20 protein-coding genes are annotated in these 20,333 nt (G+C 39.3%); 2 read left to right on the top strand and 18 right to left on the bottom strand.

All coding sequences use genetic code 11. The features are described from left to right. The 11 genes from PGW42_RS03355 to PGW42_RS03405 all read right to left on the bottom strand — a co-directional run bounded on the left by PGW42_RS03355 (position 1) and on the right by PGW42_RS03405 (position 10,036). On the bottom strand, positions 1 to 1,062 hold the full coding sequence (locus tag PGW42_RS03355) for a nucleotidyltransferase domain-containing protein (protein ID WP_118358366.1): 1,062 nt from the start codon (positions 1,060 to 1,062) through the stop codon (positions 1 to 3). A 106-nt stretch (positions 1,063 to 1,168) separates the two neighbouring features. Then, on the bottom strand, positions 1,169 to 1,618 hold the full coding sequence (locus PGW42_RS03360; RefSeq protein WP_270204072.1) for a very short patch repair endonuclease: 450 nt from the start codon (positions 1,616 to 1,618) through the stop codon (positions 1,169 to 1,171). Between the two features lies 1 nt (position 1,619). Further along, entirely contained in the window at positions 1,620 to 2,792 is a 1,173-nt protein-coding gene (locus tag PGW42_RS03365) for a type II restriction endonuclease (RefSeq protein ID WP_270204071.1), read from the bottom strand. Next, on the bottom strand, positions 2,793 to 3,941 hold the full coding sequence (gene dcm / locus PGW42_RS03370) for a DNA (cytosine-5-)-methyltransferase (RefSeq protein WP_118358365.1): 1,149 nt from the start codon (positions 3,939 to 3,941) through the stop codon (positions 2,793 to 2,795). Between the two features lie 126 nt (positions 3,942 to 4,067). Further along, the gene (locus tag PGW42_RS03375; protein WP_270204070.1) at positions 4,068 to 4,439 is read right to left on the bottom strand and encodes a TnpV protein; all 372 of its coding nucleotides are present in this window, start codon (positions 4,437 to 4,439) and stop codon (positions 4,068 to 4,070) included. Positions 4,440 to 4,443: 4 nt separating this feature from the next. Further along, positions 4,444 to 5,859: a plasmid recombination protein gene (locus tag PGW42_RS03380; protein ID WP_270204069.1), complete on the bottom strand. Its 1,416-nt coding sequence runs from the start codon at positions 5,857 to 5,859 to the stop codon at positions 4,444 to 4,446. Between the two features lie 242 nt (positions 5,860 to 6,101). Then, on the bottom strand, positions 6,102 to 6,329 hold the full coding sequence (locus tag PGW42_RS03385) for a DUF5348 domain-containing protein (RefSeq protein ID WP_035124999.1): 228 nt from the start codon (positions 6,327 to 6,329) through the stop codon (positions 6,102 to 6,104). Positions 6,330 to 6,446: 117 nt separating this feature from the next. Further along, complete coding sequence (locus PGW42_RS03390) at positions 6,447 to 7,784, bottom strand: virulence-associated E family protein (protein WP_270204074.1); 1,338 nt, start codon at positions 7,782 to 7,784, stop codon at positions 6,447 to 6,449. After that, positions 7,729 to 8,403, bottom strand: a complete 675-nt coding sequence (locus PGW42_RS03395) for a CHC2 zinc finger domain-containing protein (protein ID WP_270204067.1) — start codon at positions 8,401 to 8,403, stop codon at positions 7,729 to 7,731. The genes PGW42_RS03390 and PGW42_RS03395 overlap by 56 nt, the downstream gene beginning before the upstream one ends. Positions 8,404 to 8,589: 186 nt before the next feature. After that, entirely contained in the window at positions 8,590 to 9,831 is a 1,242-nt protein-coding gene (locus tag PGW42_RS03400) for a site-specific integrase (protein WP_270204066.1), read from the bottom strand. Between the two features lie 13 nt (positions 9,832 to 9,844). Then, complete coding sequence (locus PGW42_RS03405; protein ID WP_009243123.1) at positions 9,845 to 10,036, bottom strand: helix-turn-helix domain-containing protein; 192 nt, start codon at positions 10,034 to 10,036, stop codon at positions 9,845 to 9,847. 210 nt (positions 10,037 to 10,246) lie between these two features. Here PGW42_RS03405 and PGW42_RS03410 point away from each other — a divergent pair, with 210 nt between their 5' ends. Next, complete coding sequence (locus tag PGW42_RS03410) at positions 10,247 to 10,780, top strand: helix-turn-helix domain-containing protein (RefSeq protein ID WP_106493182.1); 534 nt, start codon at positions 10,247 to 10,249, stop codon at positions 10,778 to 10,780. A gap of 13 nt (positions 10,781 to 10,793) precedes the next feature. Further along, on the top strand, positions 10,794 to 11,327 hold the full coding sequence (locus tag PGW42_RS03415) for a hypothetical protein (protein ID WP_270203001.1): 534 nt from the start codon (positions 10,794 to 10,796) through the stop codon (positions 11,325 to 11,327). Positions 11,328 to 11,551: 224 nt separating this feature from the next. Here the strand turns inward: PGW42_RS03415 and tuf are convergent, their stop codons facing one another. From tuf to PGW42_RS03450, 7 genes are all read right to left on the bottom strand, one after another. Further along, positions 11,552 to 12,745: an elongation factor Tu gene (tuf, locus tag PGW42_RS03420; RefSeq protein WP_173825284.1), complete on the bottom strand. Its 1,194-nt coding sequence runs from the start codon at positions 12,743 to 12,745 to the stop codon at positions 11,552 to 11,554. 118 nt (positions 12,746 to 12,863) lie between these two features. Further along, the gene (gene fusA, locus PGW42_RS03425) at positions 12,864 to 14,981 is read right to left on the bottom strand and encodes an elongation factor G (protein ID WP_044999122.1); all 2,118 of its coding nucleotides are present in this window, start codon (positions 14,979 to 14,981) and stop codon (positions 12,864 to 12,866) included. A gap of 18 nt (positions 14,982 to 14,999) precedes the next feature. Further along, a complete protein-coding gene (gene rpsG, locus PGW42_RS03430) occupies positions 15,000 to 15,470 on the bottom strand; it encodes a 30S ribosomal protein S7 (RefSeq protein WP_207642082.1) in 471 nt (156 codons plus the stop codon). A gap of 211 nt (positions 15,471 to 15,681) precedes the next feature. Continuing rightward, entirely contained in the window at positions 15,682 to 16,104 is a 423-nt protein-coding gene (rpsL, locus tag PGW42_RS03435) for a 30S ribosomal protein S12 (RefSeq protein WP_008373516.1), read from the bottom strand. Positions 16,105 to 16,282: 178 nt separating this feature from the next. Further along, on the bottom strand, positions 16,283 to 18,055 hold the full coding sequence (locus tag PGW42_RS03440) for an LCP family protein (RefSeq protein ID WP_270203002.1): 1,773 nt from the start codon (positions 18,053 to 18,055) through the stop codon (positions 16,283 to 16,285). Between the two features lie 273 nt (positions 18,056 to 18,328). Next, entirely contained in the window at positions 18,329 to 19,303 is a 975-nt protein-coding gene (locus PGW42_RS03445; protein WP_008373513.1) for an ABC transporter ATP-binding protein, read from the bottom strand. A 1-nt stretch (position 19,304) separates the two neighbouring features. Next, a complete protein-coding gene (locus tag PGW42_RS03450) occupies positions 19,305 to 20,327 on the bottom strand; it encodes an ABC transporter ATP-binding protein (RefSeq protein WP_055155422.1) in 1,023 nt (340 codons plus the stop codon). Between the last annotated feature and the right edge of the window lie 6 nt (positions 20,328 to 20,333).

Here is a 20,333-nt window from a genome sequence, read left to right on the forward strand (position 1 = left end):
TTAATCTACTCCTGATGCACTTGTTGAAGGTATAAAATTCATTTGTTTTTTGGCTGCATTTTTCTTTTCCGGAATCGGGAAATCATCTCCAAAAATTTTACTCAGCATCTTACACTGTTCCACTTCATCTGTTTCACTTTTTACAGCTTCCAGATTATCAACCAAATCATCAATCTTTTCTTTAAAATCTGTCATATAATTATCTGACATCTTTCTGAAGAGATTAACATCGGATTCAAAGTTCAATGAAGAAGGCAAATTGTATTCTATAGTATACATTAATCGTCTATTTTCATTCACTTCTTTAAACACAAACAGCTTTTGAATTTCTTTTGCAAAACTAATCACAGCCTGTAAATCATCATAACAATATTTTTCTTCTATATAATCATATTTTTTTGAAGCTTCAAAATGATCTACAGCAATTAACGTAATTGCTATGCTTGGTGGTTCTGCATTTCCCGAACTACTGAATTTCTTATTTTTCCAACGTTTTATATATCTTACTACTCTGCGAAATTGTTCGCGATCTTCTTTGTTATCATCACCTTTATATTTATCATTAACATATTCTACAAGCCCGACCGGATCAGATTTCTCCCAGCATGTTTCTTCTGAATCCCTGTTTTTTCCACGTGCAAGATATAACTGACTGTCAGAATCATCTTTGTCTTCATAAACGTAAGTAACTAAATCCACATGATATGCAGCTTCGCCATCTTTCTTGTATGTTACTGTCACACATGGTTTTTTTATTTTTGCGCCATACTCAGTATGATTTTTTAACAGATCTCTTATTTTCTCTTTCAGGTCCATTGGTTCATAATCATCACGATTAACATGAAAACGTAAACCTACATCTATATCATATTCTTTATCCAGTGGTTCAACCCCCAGATGCATACTATAACTTCCCTGATTGTACTCATCAAATGCAGGCATATCGTCATCATTTCTTAATATACCTAATAAAATATCTCTTTTTTCTTTCAGTTCACTTTTAACGTCATAATCCATTTTTATTACTTTGTTAAATTCTTTAAAATATGTCTGCAAACTCATTTTCCTCGCTCCTTCCTTAGCACTCTCTTTTGTTGAGTGCTGATAATTATCAGTATATCATTCTTTTCCGATTAAAACAAGTTACACTAATCACTGAAATTTTTTTTCAAATCTCCAAGCTATATTGTTCATTCTGCAAATAATCCTCCAGTTGATGCAATTTATCTTCTCGGAATTCTTCATCTTTTTTCATTTTCTTTATTGTGCATTCCCACACAATTACTACTTTGACTTTTTTACGCATCAATTCTTTTCGAACATATTCATCCCTCTTTATATTTGCGTCAAACTTTTTCTGCCAGAATTCTACCCTTGATTTTGGCATGTAAGCATATTTGCATCCCTCGTGCCTGTGCCAGAAACACCCATGTACAAAAATTGCTGTATTATATTTTCTCATGTATATATCCGGATGCCCCGGCACACTTTTTGAATTCACGCCATATCTGTAACCTCTGGCAAACAATAATTTTCTCAGATATATTTCCGGCTTCGTATTCTTGGAATGTATCGCTGCCATATTTTTGCTACGTTCTTCCGGATTCTTGATGTCCATATTATCCCTCGATTTCCTGTATATACTTCACAAAACGTGCAATGGTCCAGATTCTGTCCCGTCTGTCTTTCGGATAAGATACAATATATGGTTCCGGAACTACTAATACTACATTTTCAGCCTGCATCTCATCCATCTGTGCTCCTGAGATTCCCTGTTGTAACGTACAAAGATATTTGGGTGAATCTTTTAATCTGTTCGCCTCATTCAAGACCTGTCTCCAACGATCTTTACATGTAGTTTTAGCTGCAAGCGTTACCAGTTTCTGAATATCAAAACTGCTGTTATGGTATGCCTCTCCTGAAGGAAATATAAAATCTGGTTTCTTGTTTCCTTCTGTCACCGCCTGAGCTGAATACTGAATGGCATTTCCATCAAATATCGCAGCAAGATGATGTTCAAGACTTTTTCCTGCTCTGCTCTTTCTTCTGTTCAAGACCATATTTGCAACTTTTACAAATTCATCCACATCTGAAAATCCCTTAGTTATAATGTCTCCATATCTTGCATACTCCAGAGCACGAAACAGCGTATACTCCATATTAGTCCAGTCAATTATTTTCCTGTCCGGATTTGTCTGTATATATTCAATATGATCATAAGCTCTGTCCTGTATATATCTTGCAGTAGCTGACATTTCTTCTGACGTTGGAAAATCCACCTCAAGATTTGCTATAAATTCCTGAATTGCTATTTGTTCCTGTGCTTCTGCCCGGACATTTTCAACATTTATCAAACTGTTTGTTTCTGTCGGACTGATGCCAAACGCATTAAGAAATTCCTCAATTTCCCCTTCTGTATCCAAGAAATATCCACTGTAGTTTTCTTCTGCCTGTTTTGTAAAAACAAACAACGAACCTGTCTGATTTATATGCAGGAACGGAAATCCTCGTCCAAATCTTGTTATTCTAAGTTCGTTTTTACTTGCATAATAAGTAAAACAGCTTTCCGTTTCAAAATCATTCTGCCATTTTATTTTTACAGTCCTTTTAGGTATTCCCTCCTGTTCAAGCTGTTCTCTGGAGAACAACATTTCCATCGCAGTTTTTGAAATCAGGATTCCCGACTGATGAGCACCGGTCGCACCTGTATCATTTGCCGAAAGAAATTTGCAAAAGCTTTTTTCACTGTTTAACACTGATGTTATCGCAATTTCCGCATAGCCTGCTGACATTTAAATCACCTTCCTCTGTATATCCTGTTCTTTCTCATTATCCATTGTTTCAATGTTGTTAACTATCAGTTTTGCAACTTCTCCCATTAATGGAACGACTACAGAGTTTCCAAATTGCTTATATGCCTGTGTATCCGAAACAGGAATCTTAAATGTATCCGGGAATCCCTGCAATCTTGCACATTCTCTCGGAGTCAACCTTCTCGGATTCTTTCCTTCCTGTGCAATAAGCACTTCCGATCCATCTTTGTAATACCTAGCACTCAATGTCCGGGACACTCCATCCAAAGGTGCTATTCCATATCCAAACCCATTACCGGCTGCCCGATGCTTTGCTGCGTAATTCTGCAGATATGTCCACAATTTATCAGACAATGTGTATTTATCTGCAACCTCTTCATCAAGAATATCTCTCATAACAGGTTTTGGAACACGTGGTGTAAGATTAAACTCAAAATCAATTTTATCTCCATAGCGTTCTCTGTCAAATCCTACAATTAATATTCTCTCTCTGTGCTGAGGAACATAATTCTGTCCATCCAGAACTTTATAGAAAATTTCATAGTCCAACTCTTCCAGTGACTCTCTGATTACCTGAAAAGTTCTTCCTTTATCATGGCTGCATAAATTTTTAACATTTTCAAGCATAAATGCTTTTGGTCTTTTTTCTTTCAATATCCTGCAGACATCAAAAAACAATGTGCCCTGTGTTTTATCCTCAAATCCAGTAGCTCTTCCCATACTGTTTTTCTTTGATACCCCGGCTATTGAAAAAGGCTGACACGGAAATCCGGCAACCAGAATGTCATGATCCGGAATATCTGCAGCATTAACTTTTGTAATATCCCCTTCCGGCTGTTCTCCAAAATTTGCAAAATAGGTCTGCTGACTGTATTTGTTCCATTCACTCGAATAAACACATTGACCGCCGGCCCGGTCAAATGCAATACGCATACCACCAATCCCGGCAAAAAGATCAATAAATGTAAATTTTTTCTCTTTTCCTGTATTCTTCTTCTTTTTTACATCACTCATATAATATGCTACTGCTTCTCTGACACAGTCCTGCATACTCAGTTCATTCTTTTCTGAATATGAATTCAGCTCATTATACAACTCATCATCAACTCTTATATGTATCTGTCTCATTCTCATCACTCCTGGGAATATATTTATACCTGTTTTTTCCCTATTATACTCTAATGTAATTTAAAAAGCAAGCGAAAATACGAACATACTTTCGTTTGCTTTTTAAATTTTATTGGTTACCTACTACTATAAATATATAATTTTCATGGCACTTTCTTCCGCAACATTCTTAATATTATTCATCCTCCTCACCCATTCCATCTGATCCTGCATCTTCAATTCTTCTGTCACTCCCCATTGTCCAGCCATCTGCTCCACCAGCATCTCAACTTTTTCTCTGACCTCTTTATCAATCTGATTCAAATGCTCCGTCAGTTTCCCGGTCAGTACCAGATACTGATACCTGGCACTCCTGTGCTCCTTCAAAAACTGTTTTCGCATTATTCCATATTTCCCATATGCGGGTTCTTCCTCATTGATTTCCAGGTCTGGTAGATAATAATCTCCATGCAATGTGTAACTCAGTCCGTTCTTTTCATCATAAATTTGTTTCTTCATATTCTTACAACTCCATTCCTCTGTACTTTGCTTTATTCTTCTTAATTTGTGCATTGTGTTCTTCACTTCGTTCTTTCGCCCACGGTATACGATCACTTATTTTTTTCGGCATCTGCGCTTGCTGCTTTTTCGCTTCAAGTTCCGCCTGCATCCGGATATCGTCCTGCACCAATCTTTCTACCATATCTTTTCCTAACATGCGTAAAAGTCGATTGTATCTGTCCGCAAGCCCCTGCAGTATTTCTTTTTCACCGGATAATTTCTGATAATCTTTCTGAACTTCTGCCAGTTCCTTTTTTGTTTTTTCATGCTCTTGCTTTTTCTTCTGAAACTTACTTTTCCAACTATCTCTTTCTCTTGTGAGTTCTTTCACCTGTGCAGCCATCGCACCGATTTTGTTTTTCATTTCTATGAATAATGGTTTTATTTTCTTATCCCGGTAAGTTACCGCACGTTCCAATGCTGTAGCTTCCGGCAAAAATGTTTTGATCATTCCATATTCTTTTATTTCCTTACTGACATTATCCATCACCGGTTGCAGGAATTCTCTTCTGTCCTCCAGTTTTTTCAATTCTGTTTCTGCTTTCTTCGCACGTTTTTCTACAGCATCTTTATCTTTTTTAAACTGAAGCTTTTCATCTTCCAACTTTTCAATATCAGCTTTTACTTCTGAAATCTTGAAAGCTAAACTTTCTTTTTCCGCTGTCAGGTATTCTTTTTCTTGCTCCAGAGCCTGCACTTCCTTCTTACGTTCTTTCTTTTTAAAATTATAAACATCCAGATGTTCTTCATGTGTGCCTTTCTGTTCCCATTCAATTCCATACTTTTTAGCGACTTCTGACAAAACTTCTTTCTCATGATTAATCCACTGGTTAAGTTCTGTGTCACGTTTACTTCCGCCTAGAAACCCAAGGCTTTTTAGTGCCTGTTTTAAAGAAACTTTCGTATCCATACCTTTTCCAGTCCACCCGCTCACATATGGAACAAAATCGACATGCAAATGCGGTGTAGACTCATCTAGATGTAAATAGCAATTAAATAACCGAAGTGTAGGATTCCTTTTTTCAAAGTCTTTTAAGAACTCATCCAATATCTTGACAGCTAACTCTCCTTCTTCCGTCCCTACGGCCATATCTCCACAATTTCCAATCTGAAAGATCACCTCATGAAAAAGCTTCTCCTGTTTCCCCAACCGTATCTTTTCATAATAATTGGTAATCTTTCGATCATTTCGTTTTCCAACATTGTATCTCTCCACGGCCTCATCAAACAACTCTTTGTAAACTTCCTGTAGGTTTTCATTTCGGTAACAGATATTATATTGCGTTCTTTTCGGATCTACATTTTCTGCTACAAAATCTCGTCTGTTATGAGCCAGTGAACCGGCTCCAATCATGCCACTGATTGTTCGTTTTATCATATGTTTTCTCACCTCTTCTCTGTTTGAGTGCCAGATATGGCACATAATTTTTATTTACGCCAGACATGGCGATATTTAAGAACTTTTCGCCGGATACGGCGGTTTTGTTACTTTTGTCAAAAGTAACGCAAAAGCACTTTCGACAGCCGTACCGTCCATCAAAAGTCCCCTTGCGCCCTGCCGGGGGCATAACGTCCGGTGGACGTCTGCTTTACACCAGCCGAAGTGGATCATAGACCTATTTATCCAGGTATCCTTGCCTGCACATATTCCAGATCTCCACAATAAGGCGTTCCCACCAGATACCATTCTCTTGCCAGATTCATCTCCATTCTGGTCTGTACCCATTCATCACCTACCAGCACTTCCAGTCCTTCTCCACAGTGAAATCCTGTATCAATCCATAAGTCTGATGATAATAATCCATATCTTCCATTACTACTGTTGTATCCTAATCTTCCCTGTTTCATCATTTTCTGCTCCTTTCCAATTTGTAAACGGAATTTGTAAACGGGGCTCAAAAGATTTTAAAAGTTAACTTTTTAAGTTTTTCCTTCAAGTTCCGTTTACATCGTTTACAATAATCTTTACTCAAACGGTATCTCCAACTGTTCCGGTACTTCCATAAAGCCGTCTTTATCTTTCTTCACAGAATCTTCCATCCTTTTCCATGAACGCTGTATTCCATATTCCTTTCCGAACCGATGTGTACCATGTGGTTTCCATCCTTCAATTGCATTGTTCATAATATTAGCAATCTCTTTACCTTCCCACTGTTTTATTTCTCCGGTTCGATGTAGCGCTTCATCGAACAGAATTCTGGTACATACATACTCGTCATCGTAGTCATCAAGAAATGCCTGTATGATTCCGGCATTGGTATCTTCCGGCATAAATTCTTTTTGCAGACGCTTTGCCTCTTCCTCAATTTCCTTTGTGAATCCTAAGAACACATTTCCCCGTCGATACAGTACCATTGCCTCCGCCCAGGCCTGTTCGATATAAGCTTTGCTCTCTGCTTCATTATCCAGAATATGAACTTCTGCTTTCGACATATCTGTCATCACCGGAGCAAATCGTCTGTTTCCGGTTCTGTCCAGCGGAAGGAAATTCAGATCATTTGAAGTACCACAAAATACACACTGTCGTGGTCTATCTTCCGGGTGAACTTCATAAGGTACTTTGTAAGTTTCTTTCTGTCTGCTCAAAAACGATTTTATCTGTTCAATATTCTTTGCTGTGATAGTTGCCTTCATTTCCCCCATTTCGATAATCCAGTGATTCTGCAGTTTTCTGTAAATATTTTCATCATCCAGATGATCCAGATTGTCGCTGAACCATTCTTCTTTTATCGCCAGATATTTGAAAAACGTAGACTTTCCGGCTCCCTGACTTCCAACCAGGCACAGCATAATGTCATATTTTATTCCTGGTTCATAAATTCTTGAAATCGCTGCCAGCATGTGCATTTTCATTACTCCGATTGTGTATTTGCTCTTTTCTGCTCCCAGGAAATGCGGAAGCATATTTTCTATTCTTGGAATTCCGTCCCAAACCAGGCTCTCCAAATAATCTCTGATTGGGTGATATTTATTTTCATTGGAAACAATATCTACTCCCGCTTTGATCACACGCTCGCTTGTTAGTTCATAATTTTCTTCCAGATACATCTTCAAATTATTTTCATCAGTATCTGTAACCGTAGGACTGTTATTTCTCCGTTCCCAGGGCACCTCTTTCACAATGTCCATTCTTCCGGAAAGCTCATTTCGTTTAATCGCTTTTTTCAGCACTGGATCTTTTTGTAATACGGTTACACAATTTCTGATTGTCTGCTTTGTTCTTCCTTTATCCGTATGCTCCAACATATTATTGACATCTTCTGTTGTAAGCATTTCCTCGTTCACAATATCTTCTAATTCCATCAAGGACTTCTCGCTGATATTCGTTAATTCTTTCTTCAATTTTTTCAACCTCCCTTCTCTTCATCTTGAAAAACTCTACAATCTCTTCTCCTGTTCCAAACATCAGCACGTCCAGATAGTCATTTATCTTTCTTTCATTTGCCAATGCCTCCGTAAATAATTCGTGCCACTCTTCATCTGGTTCTGGTTTGTAAATCTCTTTCCAGAACTGAATCCATTTCAGATATCTGATCAGCACGTCTGTTGCATGTTTCAACCACTGCTCCAGTTTTTCTCTGATCATCACAACTTTAGGTTTCTTTGATATAAAAGTATTCCTGCTTTGGTGCGTCCTTTTGTATTTGTTTCTGTCTTCGATTTTTATATCCAGTCCAAAATCTTCTATCATCTTTTTCGCAGCTTCATACTGTGATATTCCAAATAACCTTGCTGTAAAATCTATCGCATCACCGCCCACTCCACATGCAAAGCAGTGATATATTTTATCTGCCTTCATACTTGGGTGTCGGTCTTTATGAAACGGACAACACGCCATTCCATTTCTTTTTACTTTAATCCCGTAATGCTCCGCAGCCTGTCTGGCTGTCACACATTCTTTTACCTGTTCAAATAATGTCACTTCTACCTCCTGCCCCTCCGGGCAAGTCTCTGATGAACAGATATTCGGGAATTGTTGTATCGTTCAATTCGTGATATACTGAATCTGCCAAGATGATATATCAGTGAATCTGATTATCAGAGAACTTGCTCAGATATTTTGTCTGGGCTTTTTCTTTTTGTCTGTTAGTAGCCATAGTTCCACTCCTTATACGAATCTCCTTGTTGGGATAATGATAATTTCAAATTTGCTTCCATCCTCTAATTCAAGAAGAATCACATAATCTGAATCTCGATCGGGTAAAATGGAACTTATCTTCAACTTTTTACTGTAGTTAATTGCATCGAATATTTTTCCGACTACTTTCTTTGTTTTCATTTGCTTCTTTTCCTCCGTATTAACGTTTATTGTCCAGCATCTCAGCAACTTTTTCTGCTGTGAAGGATACAAATGTCCATACGTGTTCAACGTCATTTGAATATCCTTATGCCCCAGTCTTTCCTTGATAATCAATGGCTCTACTCCTTGATAAATAAGATAAGCTACATGACTATGCCGGATATCATGCACTCTGATTGGTTTTACACCTGTCTCCGCCTCGTATCGTTTCAATCGTTTCTGTAGAGTTCTTGCTACTATCGGAAACAATCTCTGATCCTTTGGAAATCCATAATGCTTCTTCGCATACTCCTGTACCTCTTCCTTAAGAAAATTGGGAATATCAATAGTACGGACCGAATTTTCTGTTTTTGGAGTATCAATCACATCTCTTTTCCCGATTCGGTTATAAGTCTTATTGATATGCAGAAGATTTCCACTCATATCAAAGTCCGAAAGACTCAATGCCAGAAGTTCTCCTTCCCTGATTCCTGTCCAAAACAGAATTTCAAATATCAGATAATCCTCACTCCTCGGCTCAATCCCTGCGATAAATCTGTCATATTCTGCTTTCGTCCAGAATTCCAGCTTATTTGCATCCGTTTTCCCCATCTTTTTTACTTTCTTACATGGATTTTCCTTCAGATTGTAAATTTTCTGTGCATGATTAAACAGTGCATTTAACTGGTTCTGAATCATGCGTTCATAAGTCTTGCTATACCCTTTTTCCTGAATGGTATTCTGCCACTGGATAATCTCTGCCGGTGTGATCTCATTCATTTTTCTTGTTCCAAAATACGGTACAATGTGCTTATTCATCATGTGCTGCTTGTTACGGATTGAATTTTCTTTCAGTTCATTCTTTTTATCTTCAAAATAGACTTGAATAAAACTGTTCATCTCCATTTTCATATCCGCCGCAGTTTTTCTTATGAATTCCTTTTCATAATTCAATGCTTCTTTCTTTGTCTTGAACCCTCTTTTCAGCTTCTGCATTTTCTTTCCTGTCCAGTCAATATAACGGAAGCTCACATACCAGGTTCCCTGTGTTTTGTCCTTGTAAGCTGACATCTAAAAACCTCCTTCATACTGCTCTCTGAGAGCATCCATAAAATTTTGTTTCCCAGTAGGGACGTGGAATCTTTCCACGAACTGCTACATATCCTTCCTTTGCCAGTTCATCATTGAGCTGCTTCAGAATAGAATATGCTTTACTGCGTTTCACACCTAATTCTTCCATGACATCATCAACGGTCATCATATAATTAGTTCTCATAGCGTCCTCCTTTCCAGTCACTTTTGTGACTCTTTCATTGTTCTCTTATAATAATTCACTTTTGTGAATTTGTCAACAAACATTTGCGAATTTATTTTTCCCATTCCATATCTATTGCTTGCGTATCGACAATTTGTTAAATCTCACTCTTTTGTATCATTCACTTTTGTGCTAGAATAGAAGCACAAATATTATTAAGGAGGCAGCATTATGGTTGGTAAAAAAATCCGGGCATTCCGGGAATTTAGAGGATACAGTCAGATACAATTAGCCGAGCTGTCCGGCATTAACGTAGGAACAATCAGAAAATATGAACTGGGAATCCGGAATCCAAAACCGGATCAGTTAGAAAAGATAGCAACTGCACTAGGATTAAATGTAAGTGTTTTTCTGGATTTTAATATTGAAACGGTCGGAGATGTACTCTCTCTGTTGTTTTCTATTGATGATTCAGTGAACCTCTCACTCGTAGAAACGCCTGATCAGAAGATTTCACTGACATTCGATAATCCTACGATGCAGGACTTTTTCAGGAAATGGTGTCAATTTAAAAATGTCTATGAAAAGGAAAAAGCTGAAATATTAGCTATTGAAGATACTGATAAAAGACAGGAAGAACTGGATAAGCTGAACGCTACCCAGGAAGAATGGAAACTGCGTGCTATGGGAACTACGATAGGTTGCCATACTATCGTTAAGAAGGGTACTGAAGGCAATGACATCAAGACATATGATTTGACATAAGGAGGCTTATTCTATGACATCTTATCCAGCCGGGGGAATAGTTCCACACTATACACAAGGTACAGAATTCTATAGCCATGATGAAGCTAAGGTTTTAGCAGAAACATATTACAGTATTGGAAATGATTTATATCAATCACTGCTCCCCAAACTCCAAACACAAACACCTTCTCAAGAAGACATCTGGCGTTTGTACCCTGCATTTGTCAATCTGTCATTTTCCTGTGAAATAATTCTAAAACTCTTTTATGAAAATGATCATGGAAATATTGTCAGTGGCCATAAACTATATAAAGATCTCTTTAACAAATTATCCGATGATTCAAAAAAGATTATTTCGGACTTAACAATAAACGCTATGAAAGGTAACTCTGATTCAGATTACACTTATGAAATGTTTATTAGCGATTTAAAAAAAAGCGAAAACACTTTTGCTCATGAACGTTATTCATTTGAAATGATTCCTGGAAAATCACATAGTTTGCAATGTAGTTTTCTACTTACATTTTCACGTATGCTAAATATATTAGCAAAGTCCCTGGAATAAATACTTTATTAATTACAGATTCCACAATTTTGTTATCATTCTGTTATCACAAACGGTTGTCAGGACACTCTCCCGGCAACCGTTTTTCTATACTGTTCGTTATTCTTTTCCACTCTTTTGTACATTTCCAGGCAACAGAAAAACCCGTAGAACCGAAGTTCTACGGGTATCTTACGTTTGGACACAACGTTATCTTACGATAACAAATCTATATTCAGATTGTATTACTCGATGATTGTAGCAACACGTCCTGATCCTACAGTACGTCCACCTTCACGGATAGCGAAACGAAGTCCCTGTTCCATAGCTACTGGATGGATCAGTTCGATTGTCATTTCTACGTTATCACCAGGCATGCACATTTCTGTTCCTTCTGGAAGTTCGCAAACACCTGTTACGTCTGTTGTACGGAAGTAGAACTGTGGTCTGTAGTTGTTGAAGAATGGAGTATGACGTCCACCTTCATCTTTTGTAAGAACGTATACCTGTGCAGTAAACTTGTGGTGGCAAGTTACTGAACCTGGTTTACAAAGAACCTGTCCTCTTTCGATTTCGTCTCTCTGAACACCACGAAGAAGAGCACCGATGTTGTCACCAGCCTGAGCTTCATCAAGAAGTTTACGGAACATTTCAACACCTGTTACAACTACTTTACGTGTCTCTTCTTTGATACCAACGATTTCTACTTCATCAGATACGTGAAGTACACCACGTTCTACTCTACCAGTAGCAACTGTACCACGTCCTGTGATAGAGAATACGTCTTCTACAGGCATAAGGAATGGTTTGTCTGTGTCACGTTCTGGATCCGGAATGTATGCATCAACTGCATCCATAAGTTCCATGATCTTATCTCCCCATTCGCCGTTCGGATCTTCAAGAGCTTTAAGAGCAGATCCCTGAATGATCGGAGTATCATCTCCTGGGAATTCGTATTCATCAAGAAGTTCACGAATTTCCATTTCAACGAGTTCAAGAAGTTCTTCGTCGTCTACCATATCACATTTGTTCATGAATACAACAATGTACGGTACACCTACCTGACGAGAAAGCAGGATGTGCTCTCTTGTCTGAGCCATAACACCATCAGTAGCAGCTACAACAAGGATAGCACCATCCATCTGAGCAGCACCTGTAATCATGTTCTTAACGTAGTCAGCATGTCCTGGGCAGTCTACGTGAGCGTAGTGACGTTTTTCTGTTTCGTACTCAACGTGAGCTGTAGAGATTGTGATACCACGTTCTCTTTCTTCTGGAGCTTTGTCGATGTTTTCGAAATCTACAGCTGCGTTACCAGCAACTCTTGCTGCAAGAGTTTTTGTGATAGCTGCTGTAAGAGTTGTTTTACCATGGTCAACGTGTCCGATGGTACCGATATTACAATGCGGTTTTGTTCTTTCAAATTTAGCCTTTGCCATTTTGAATATCCTCCTTAAATATACCACCCAATAGGGCATTTTAGTTTACGATGTTTTAACTCGGCTAATACTGATTATATTTCATAAAGTACAGTTTTTCAAGCCTTTTTCGTATTTTTTATGCGTTTTTGTTAGATAAAATCTTTTCCTGTACAGACTTCGGAACTGGCTCATATTTTTCGAAGAACATTGAGTAGTTTCCACGTCCCTGAGTTCTGGAACGAAGGTCTGTAGAGTATCCGAACATTTCTGAAAGCGGAACATATCCTCTAACGATCTTTCCACCGCCGAGGTCATCCATACCTTCGATACGTCCACGACGAGAGTTGATATCACCGATAACATCTCCCATGTACTCTTCCGGCATAGTAACTTCAACTTTCATGATAGGCTCAAGGAGTACCGGGTCAGATTTCTTCATAGCATCTTTGAAAGCAAGAGAACCTGCAATGTGGAATGCCATTTCTGAAGAATCGACTTCATGGTAAGAACCATCATATACTGTTGCATGAATACCTACTACAGGGAATCCACCAAGGATACCAGCTTTCATGGCTTCTTCAATACCTTCGCCTACAGCCGGAATGTATTCCTTCGGAATTGCACCACCGACAACAGTAGAATCGAATTTATATGTTTCTTCACCATTGACATCCATTGGTTCAAATTTAACTTTACAGTGTCCGTACTGTCCACGTCCACCTGACTGTTTAGCATACTTGCTGTCAACATCAACTGCTTTTGTGAAGGACTCTTTGTATGCAACCTGCGGAGCACCTACGTTAGCTTCTACCTTGAATTCACGAAGAAGTCTGTCTACGATGATTTCAAGATGAAGTTCTCCCATTCCGGCGATGATTGTCTGACCTGTTTCCTGATCAGTATGAGCACGGAATGTTGGGTCTTCTTCTGCAAGTTTTGCAAGAGATTCACCAAGTTTACCCTGAGAAGCTTTTGTCTTAGGCTCGATAGCGAGCTCGATAACTGGTTCTGGGAATTCCATAGATTCAAGGATTACCGGATGCTGTTCATCACAGATTGTATCACCTGTAGTTGTAAACTTGAATCCAATCGCTGCTGCGATATCTCCTGAATATACTTTATCCAATTCCATTCTCTTGTTAGCATGCATCTGAAGGATACGTCCAACACGTTCTTTTTTATTCTTTGTAGCGTTCAATACATAAGAACCTGAATTCATAGTTCCTGAATATACACGGAAGTATGCAAGCTTACCTACGAACGGGTCTGTCATGATCTTGAATGCAAGTGCTGAGAAAGGTTCTTCATCTGAAGAATGTCTTACTACTTCATTACCATCTTCGTCAACACCCTGGATTGGCGGGATGTCTGTCGGAGCCGGCATATATTCAACGATTGCATCCAGAAGCTTCTGAACACCCTTGTTTCTGTAAGCAGATCCACAGCAAACCGGTACTGCTGTACATTCACAAGTAGCTTTTCTAAGAACTGCTTTGAGCTGATCTACTGTCGGGATTTCGTCCTCAAGATACATCATCATAAGTTCGTCATCCAATTCACAGATCTTTTCAACCAACTCTGTATGGTAAAGCTCAGCATCTTCTTTCATGTCATCCGGGATTTCACATACTGTGATGTCATCACCCTTGTCATCATTGTAGATGTAAGCTTCCATTTCCATAAGGTCGATGATTCCCTTGAAATCATCTTCTTTACCGATTGGTAACTGAAGAACGATAGCGTTCTTACCCAATCTTGTCTTAATCTGTTCTACAGCGTTGTAGAAGTTTGCACCTAAGATGTCCATCTTGTTGATGAAGGCCATTCTTGGTACGTTGTATGTGTCTGCCTGACGCCATACGTTTTCTGACTGAGGCTCAACACCACCCTTAGCACAGAATACACCTACAGCACCATCCAGTACACGAAGTGAACGTTCAACCTCTACAGTGAAGTCAACGTGTCCCGGAGTATCAATGATATTGATACGATGCTCAAGAGCACCTTTTTTCGGTTTTGTATGATCTTCAAGTGTCCAATGACATGTTGTAGCTGCTGAAGTGATCGTGATACCTCTTTCCTGCTCCTGTTCCATCCAGTCCATGGTAGCAGTTCCTTCATGAGTATCACCAATCTTATAGTTAACACCGGTATAGTATAAGATACGCTCTGTAAGAGTGGTCTTACCAGCATCAATATGCGCCATAATACCGATATTTCTGGTTCTCTCTAATGGATATTCTCTTCCAGCCAAGATTTTTTCCTCCTATAATTAGAAACGATAGTGAGCAAATGCTTTGTTTGCTTCTGCCATCTTGTGCATGTCTTCTTTCTTCTTTACAGATGCGCCAGTGTTGTTAGCCGCATCAAGAATTTCATTTGCAAGTCTTTCTTCCATTGTCTTCTCGCCTCTGTTACGAGAGTACAGTGTAAGCCAGCGAAGTGCAAGAGCCTGTCTTCTGTCTGCTCTTACCTCGATCGGTACCTGATAAGTAGCTCCACCGATACGTCTTGCCTTTACTTCAAGTACAGGCATGATGTTGTTCATTGCTTCTTCAAATACTTCGATAGCTGGTTTTTCAGCTTTCTCTGCGACTTTGTCAAATGCTCCGTATACAATTTTCTGAGCTACACCTTTCTTACCGTCAAGCATGATGTTGTTGATAAGCTTTGTAACTACCTTGTTGTTGTATAACGGATCCGCTAATACGTCTCTTTTCTGAGTATGTCCTTTACGTGCCACGGTTCTTCCCTCCTTATACATATTGGCAAAGCTTTGCTTTGCGTGAATAATTCATCGGTACTCACATGTGTCTTTCTATGTGTATCGTTGGCGGGACAATCTCCGATGCCTGCCACGTGGCAGGCGATATCTGAATTAAACCCGCAACCAACTATTCTCATAGTTCTGTTTGTGATACGATTTAGTTTCGTTTTACACTAAAATCAAGTGCTTATTTCTTTGCGTCTTTTGGTCTCTTTGCTCCGTATTTAGAACGAGCCTGACGTCTCTTTGCAACACCTGCTGTATCAAGTGTTCCACGAACGATATGGTATCTTGTACCCGGAAGGTCCTTTACTCTTCCTCCACGGATAAGAACAACGCTATGTTCCTGAAGGTTGTGACCTTCTCCTGGGATGTAGCTTGTTACTTCGATTCCGTTTGAAAGACGTACTCTGGCGATCTTTCTGAGAGCTGAGTTCGGTTTCTTCGGTGTAGCTGTCTTAACTGCTGTACACACACCTCTCTTCTGCGGTGCAGATGTGTCTGTAGCTCTTTTCTTCAAAGAATTGTATCCTTTCTGGAGAGCCGGTGCAGTAGATTTCTTTACAGCTGTCTGACGACCTTTTCTTACTAACTGGTTAAATGTTGGCATCTCTTTCACCTCCTATGAAGTAATAATTGGTTACGATTTTAAACAAGTTCTGTTTAAAATGCGCAGAAAAACAGTGCATCGTTTTTCACACGCTTGTTTATTGTAGTATATCGCAAAAAAAAAGTCAAGGTATTCTGAAAAATATTTTCCAAATCATACCTTGACTTTTTCTTCATTTTTATTCTGTACTTACGGATCCTTCGATTATTTCTCCGTCTTTTACTTTTTTGATCAATCCAATGATCTCAGCCACTGAATTTTCATCCGGATACGTTACATAAAGCTCTTCATTTCCTGAAGAATAGCAGATATCTGTTCCCCCGGTTCCATCCGCTGCCACGGAATAAATATTCCATTTCGCATTGGTTCTGAGCTGAGTCTTGATCAGCGACTGGATCTGGCCGGAAGTAAAGTTCGTATCCACACCATCGCTGACACTGTCTATAATATCACTTGCCCCACGGAGCATTGCCGGTGACATCATCTTTTTAATGATTGCAGTGATAACTGCCTGCTGATGGACTCCTCTTCCGTTGTCCCCGTCTGGCAGTGCCTGACGTTCACGGCAAAAAGCAAGTGCACTAATACCGTCAAAATGATTCATTCCTTCATTTACATGAATCTCTGCACCTGACTCCCATCCTGTATCAAATTCGAGATCTGATTCAACATCCAGTCCACCAAGTGCATCAACCACACTGATCATAGATGTAAAATTAACTCTTCCGAAAAATTCGATATCTGTATCATAAAGTGCTTCCAGCGTCTGCATAGACACATCTACACCATAGATTCCTGCATGTGTCAGTTTGTCGTCCTGTCCTCCGGATACTCCCGGGATTGGTACATAATAATCTCTAGGGGTCGTAATCAGTAATACCTGATGGCTCGTCGGATTGACAACCGCTACGATATTGACATCGCTTCGTCCCTGTTCTGTGATATCACCATTTGTATCAATACCACTCAAATAAACCGCAAATGGCTTTGTAACGCTTTCATCAGATGTATCGCTTTCAATTTCAACAACAATATTGTGCTTATAAATAACCTTTGTATCCTTTGTAAAGGTTGAATACTGTTCCTGGATAATATTACTGTAAGCTGAGTTGTAGATAATCGCATCTACTTCTCCGTCATATAATGCCTGTGCTTCTTCTCCCAGATTACTGTATTCCTGAAGAGTAATGTTCTGTCCCAGTTCCTTTTCAATCTGTTTGACTGCCGACTTCGTCTGGTCTCCACCAGTCGCATACTGAACACCAAATGTATATCCGGCTGCTGCTGATAAAGTATCTGCATTATCATCCGCCTTTACCGCAACTACCATGGAACTTGTTTTCTTATTGCTTCCGGTAATCTTCTGGAATGCATTATTTACTTTTCCTATATAGAAAGAACCCACTCCCAGAATGATGCAGATCAGTATACAGAATATCTTTCCGCCAATTCCTTTTCCTTTTGCCGCTATCTGTGTCAGCAAGGTAATTCCAAGCAGGATCAGCAGCACTCCGATCAGTACCAGGAAATAAGTAGAAGTAAGTACATTGAACAGCATCACATTCACTGCAAGTACTACAGACAGGATAAACTGGATAATTGCAAGTATAATTCCAATCGTTCTGCTTACCCGATTTTTCCTTCTTCCTCTGCGCCGTTTATTTTTACGATTCTTATTATTCTCCGGGTCAGACATCTTTCTTACATTCTGATAGTCTTCTTCCGGTCTTCTTTTCTTCTTATCATTCGAAGATGATTTCTTTTTCGGTCGTTCTCTGTAGTAATCTTCCTCATCATCATAATATCGGGCAGATCTTCGGTCTTCTTCATAAGCATACCGGTTCTTCCCCTTAGCCCGTCTGCTTACTTCTCTGCTGTTATTGATACTTCGCATATTTCTATTAGAAGTTCCATCAGACGATCTTCTCCTTGCTGATTTTCTCTGTTCCATATACACTCACTTTCATTTGTTACATAACTATTACACGATATGACACTTTAATTACAATTACATCTCTATATAATATCGTTTTTACCTTATATTGTCAATATTTTCGTGTCAATCCGTATTTTGTGATTCTGCACAATTTTTCTGGAAATTTTTTAATCTGCCAAGGCATATAGTGTTTTTTCACAGAAAGTTCCATCGGAATTTCTCATAAAACAAAAAGAAAACGAAGAACTCTTCTTAAGTCCTTCGTCTTCTTTATTATATTACTACTTTTTATTTATCTTCTACAAGATGGCATGCCACCTTATGTCCAGGAGCAATCTCTTTCATCTGCGGCATTTCCTTAAAGCAGCGTTCTGTCGCATGCTGACATCTCTCAGCGAAACGACAGCAGTTCTTCGGATTGATCGGGCTTGGGATCTCACCCTTGATCGGAATACGCTGGTTCGCTTTTGCTTTATTCGGATCTGCTTCCGGGATTGCAGAAAGCAGTGCCTGTGTATATGGATGCATCGGATGAGCATAAAGTTCATCTGTCTCAGCAGTTTCGACCATTGTTCCGAGGTACATAACAACTACACGGTCAGAAATATATTTTACGACACTAAGGTCATGCGCGATAAACAGGTAAGTCAGTCCTCTTTCTTCCTGCAGTTCTTTCAGCATATTGATAACCTGTGCCTGGATAGACACATCAAGAGCTGAAATCGGCTCATCACAGATGATGAATTCCGGATCAACAGAAAGAGCACGTGCGATACCGATACGCTGTCTCTGTCCACCTGAGAATTCGTGTGGGAAACGTGACATATGATCTTTATTAAGACCAACTGTAGCAAGCAGCTGCTCTACTTTTGCATCTGCATCCTTTGTTGACATTCCATGCTGTTTCAGGCCTTCTCCAACGATATCCTTAACAGTCATACGTGGATTCAGTGATGAATACGGGTTCTGAAAAATCATCTGTACCTTCTTACAGAATTCTTTCTGCTCTGCATGATTGTATTTGAAAATATCTTTTCCATCATAATATACATTTCCTGAAGTCGGATTGTATAACTTGATCATGGTACGTCCTGTTGTAGACTTACCACAGCCGGACTCACCTACCAGGCTGACTGTCTCACCTTTATAAATATCAAATGTAAGATCATCAACCGCTTTTAAGGTTTCTTTACGGCTGATTTCAAAATATTTACATAAGTTTTTCACCTGTACGAGAGGCTGTTTTTTTTCTGTATTTTCCATTTTACACCTCTCCTTTCTCAGTTACTTTTCTTCTCATGTCTGTATCCGGTGCATATTCATGCTGCAGCCAGCAACAGGTTTCATGTTCTTTTGAAAGCTCATAAGTCTGTGGCGGCATATCTTTACAGATTTCCATGCAGTATTCACATCTTGCTGCGAACGGACATCCTTTCGGAGGTGCAAACAGATCCGGAGGTGTTCCTTCGATTGGCTGCAATTTGTGGCCTTTTGCTGTATCCAGTTTGGCAATTGAATGCATAAGTCCTTTTGTGTAAGGATGTGCTGTATCATAGAAAATCTCATCTACAGATCCACGTTCTACGATCTTTCCTCCATACATAACCAGTACACGGTCGCAAAGCTTTGCGATAACACCAAGGTCATGTGTGATCAAGATAATAGATGTCCCAAGTGTTTTCTGAAGATTTTTCAGTACATCAAGAATCTGCGCTTCAATTGTAACATCCAAAGAAGTAGTCGGCTCATCGGCAATAACAATGCTCGGGCTTCCTACCAGAGCGATCGCGATCATAACACGCTGTTTCATACCACCTGAAAGTTCATGTGGATACTGTTTGTAACGGCGTTCTCCATCAGAGATACCTACCATTTTAAGGATTTCAAGTGCTTTTGCTTTTTTCTCAGCTGCACTCATACCTTTTCTTCCGACGAATACTTCTTCAATCTGTTTTCCGATACGCATTGTCGGGTTCAATGAGGTCATAGGATCCTGAAAAATATAACTGATCTCTTTTCCACGGAACTGACGAAGTTCTTTTTTGTTCATTTTCAGAACATCTTTTCCTTTATAAAGAATCTCTCCGCCTTCAAAGAATCCAGGCGGTTCCGGATTCAGTCTCATCAGACACTGAGAGGTAACACTCTTTCCACATCCGGATTCTCCAACTATACCAAGAATTTCTCCCGGACGGACTTCAAAGCTGACATCACGAACAGCTTTTACAACTCCACCGTATGTACGGAAAGAGAATTGCAGATTTTTTACTTCCAATAAATTTTCCATCTTCTA

Origin of the sequence: Coprococcus sp. TM115-187 (assembly GCF_027679115.1) — a bacterium.
GTDB lineage: Bacteria > Bacillota > Clostridia > Lachnospirales > Lachnospiraceae > Allocoprococcus > Allocoprococcus comes.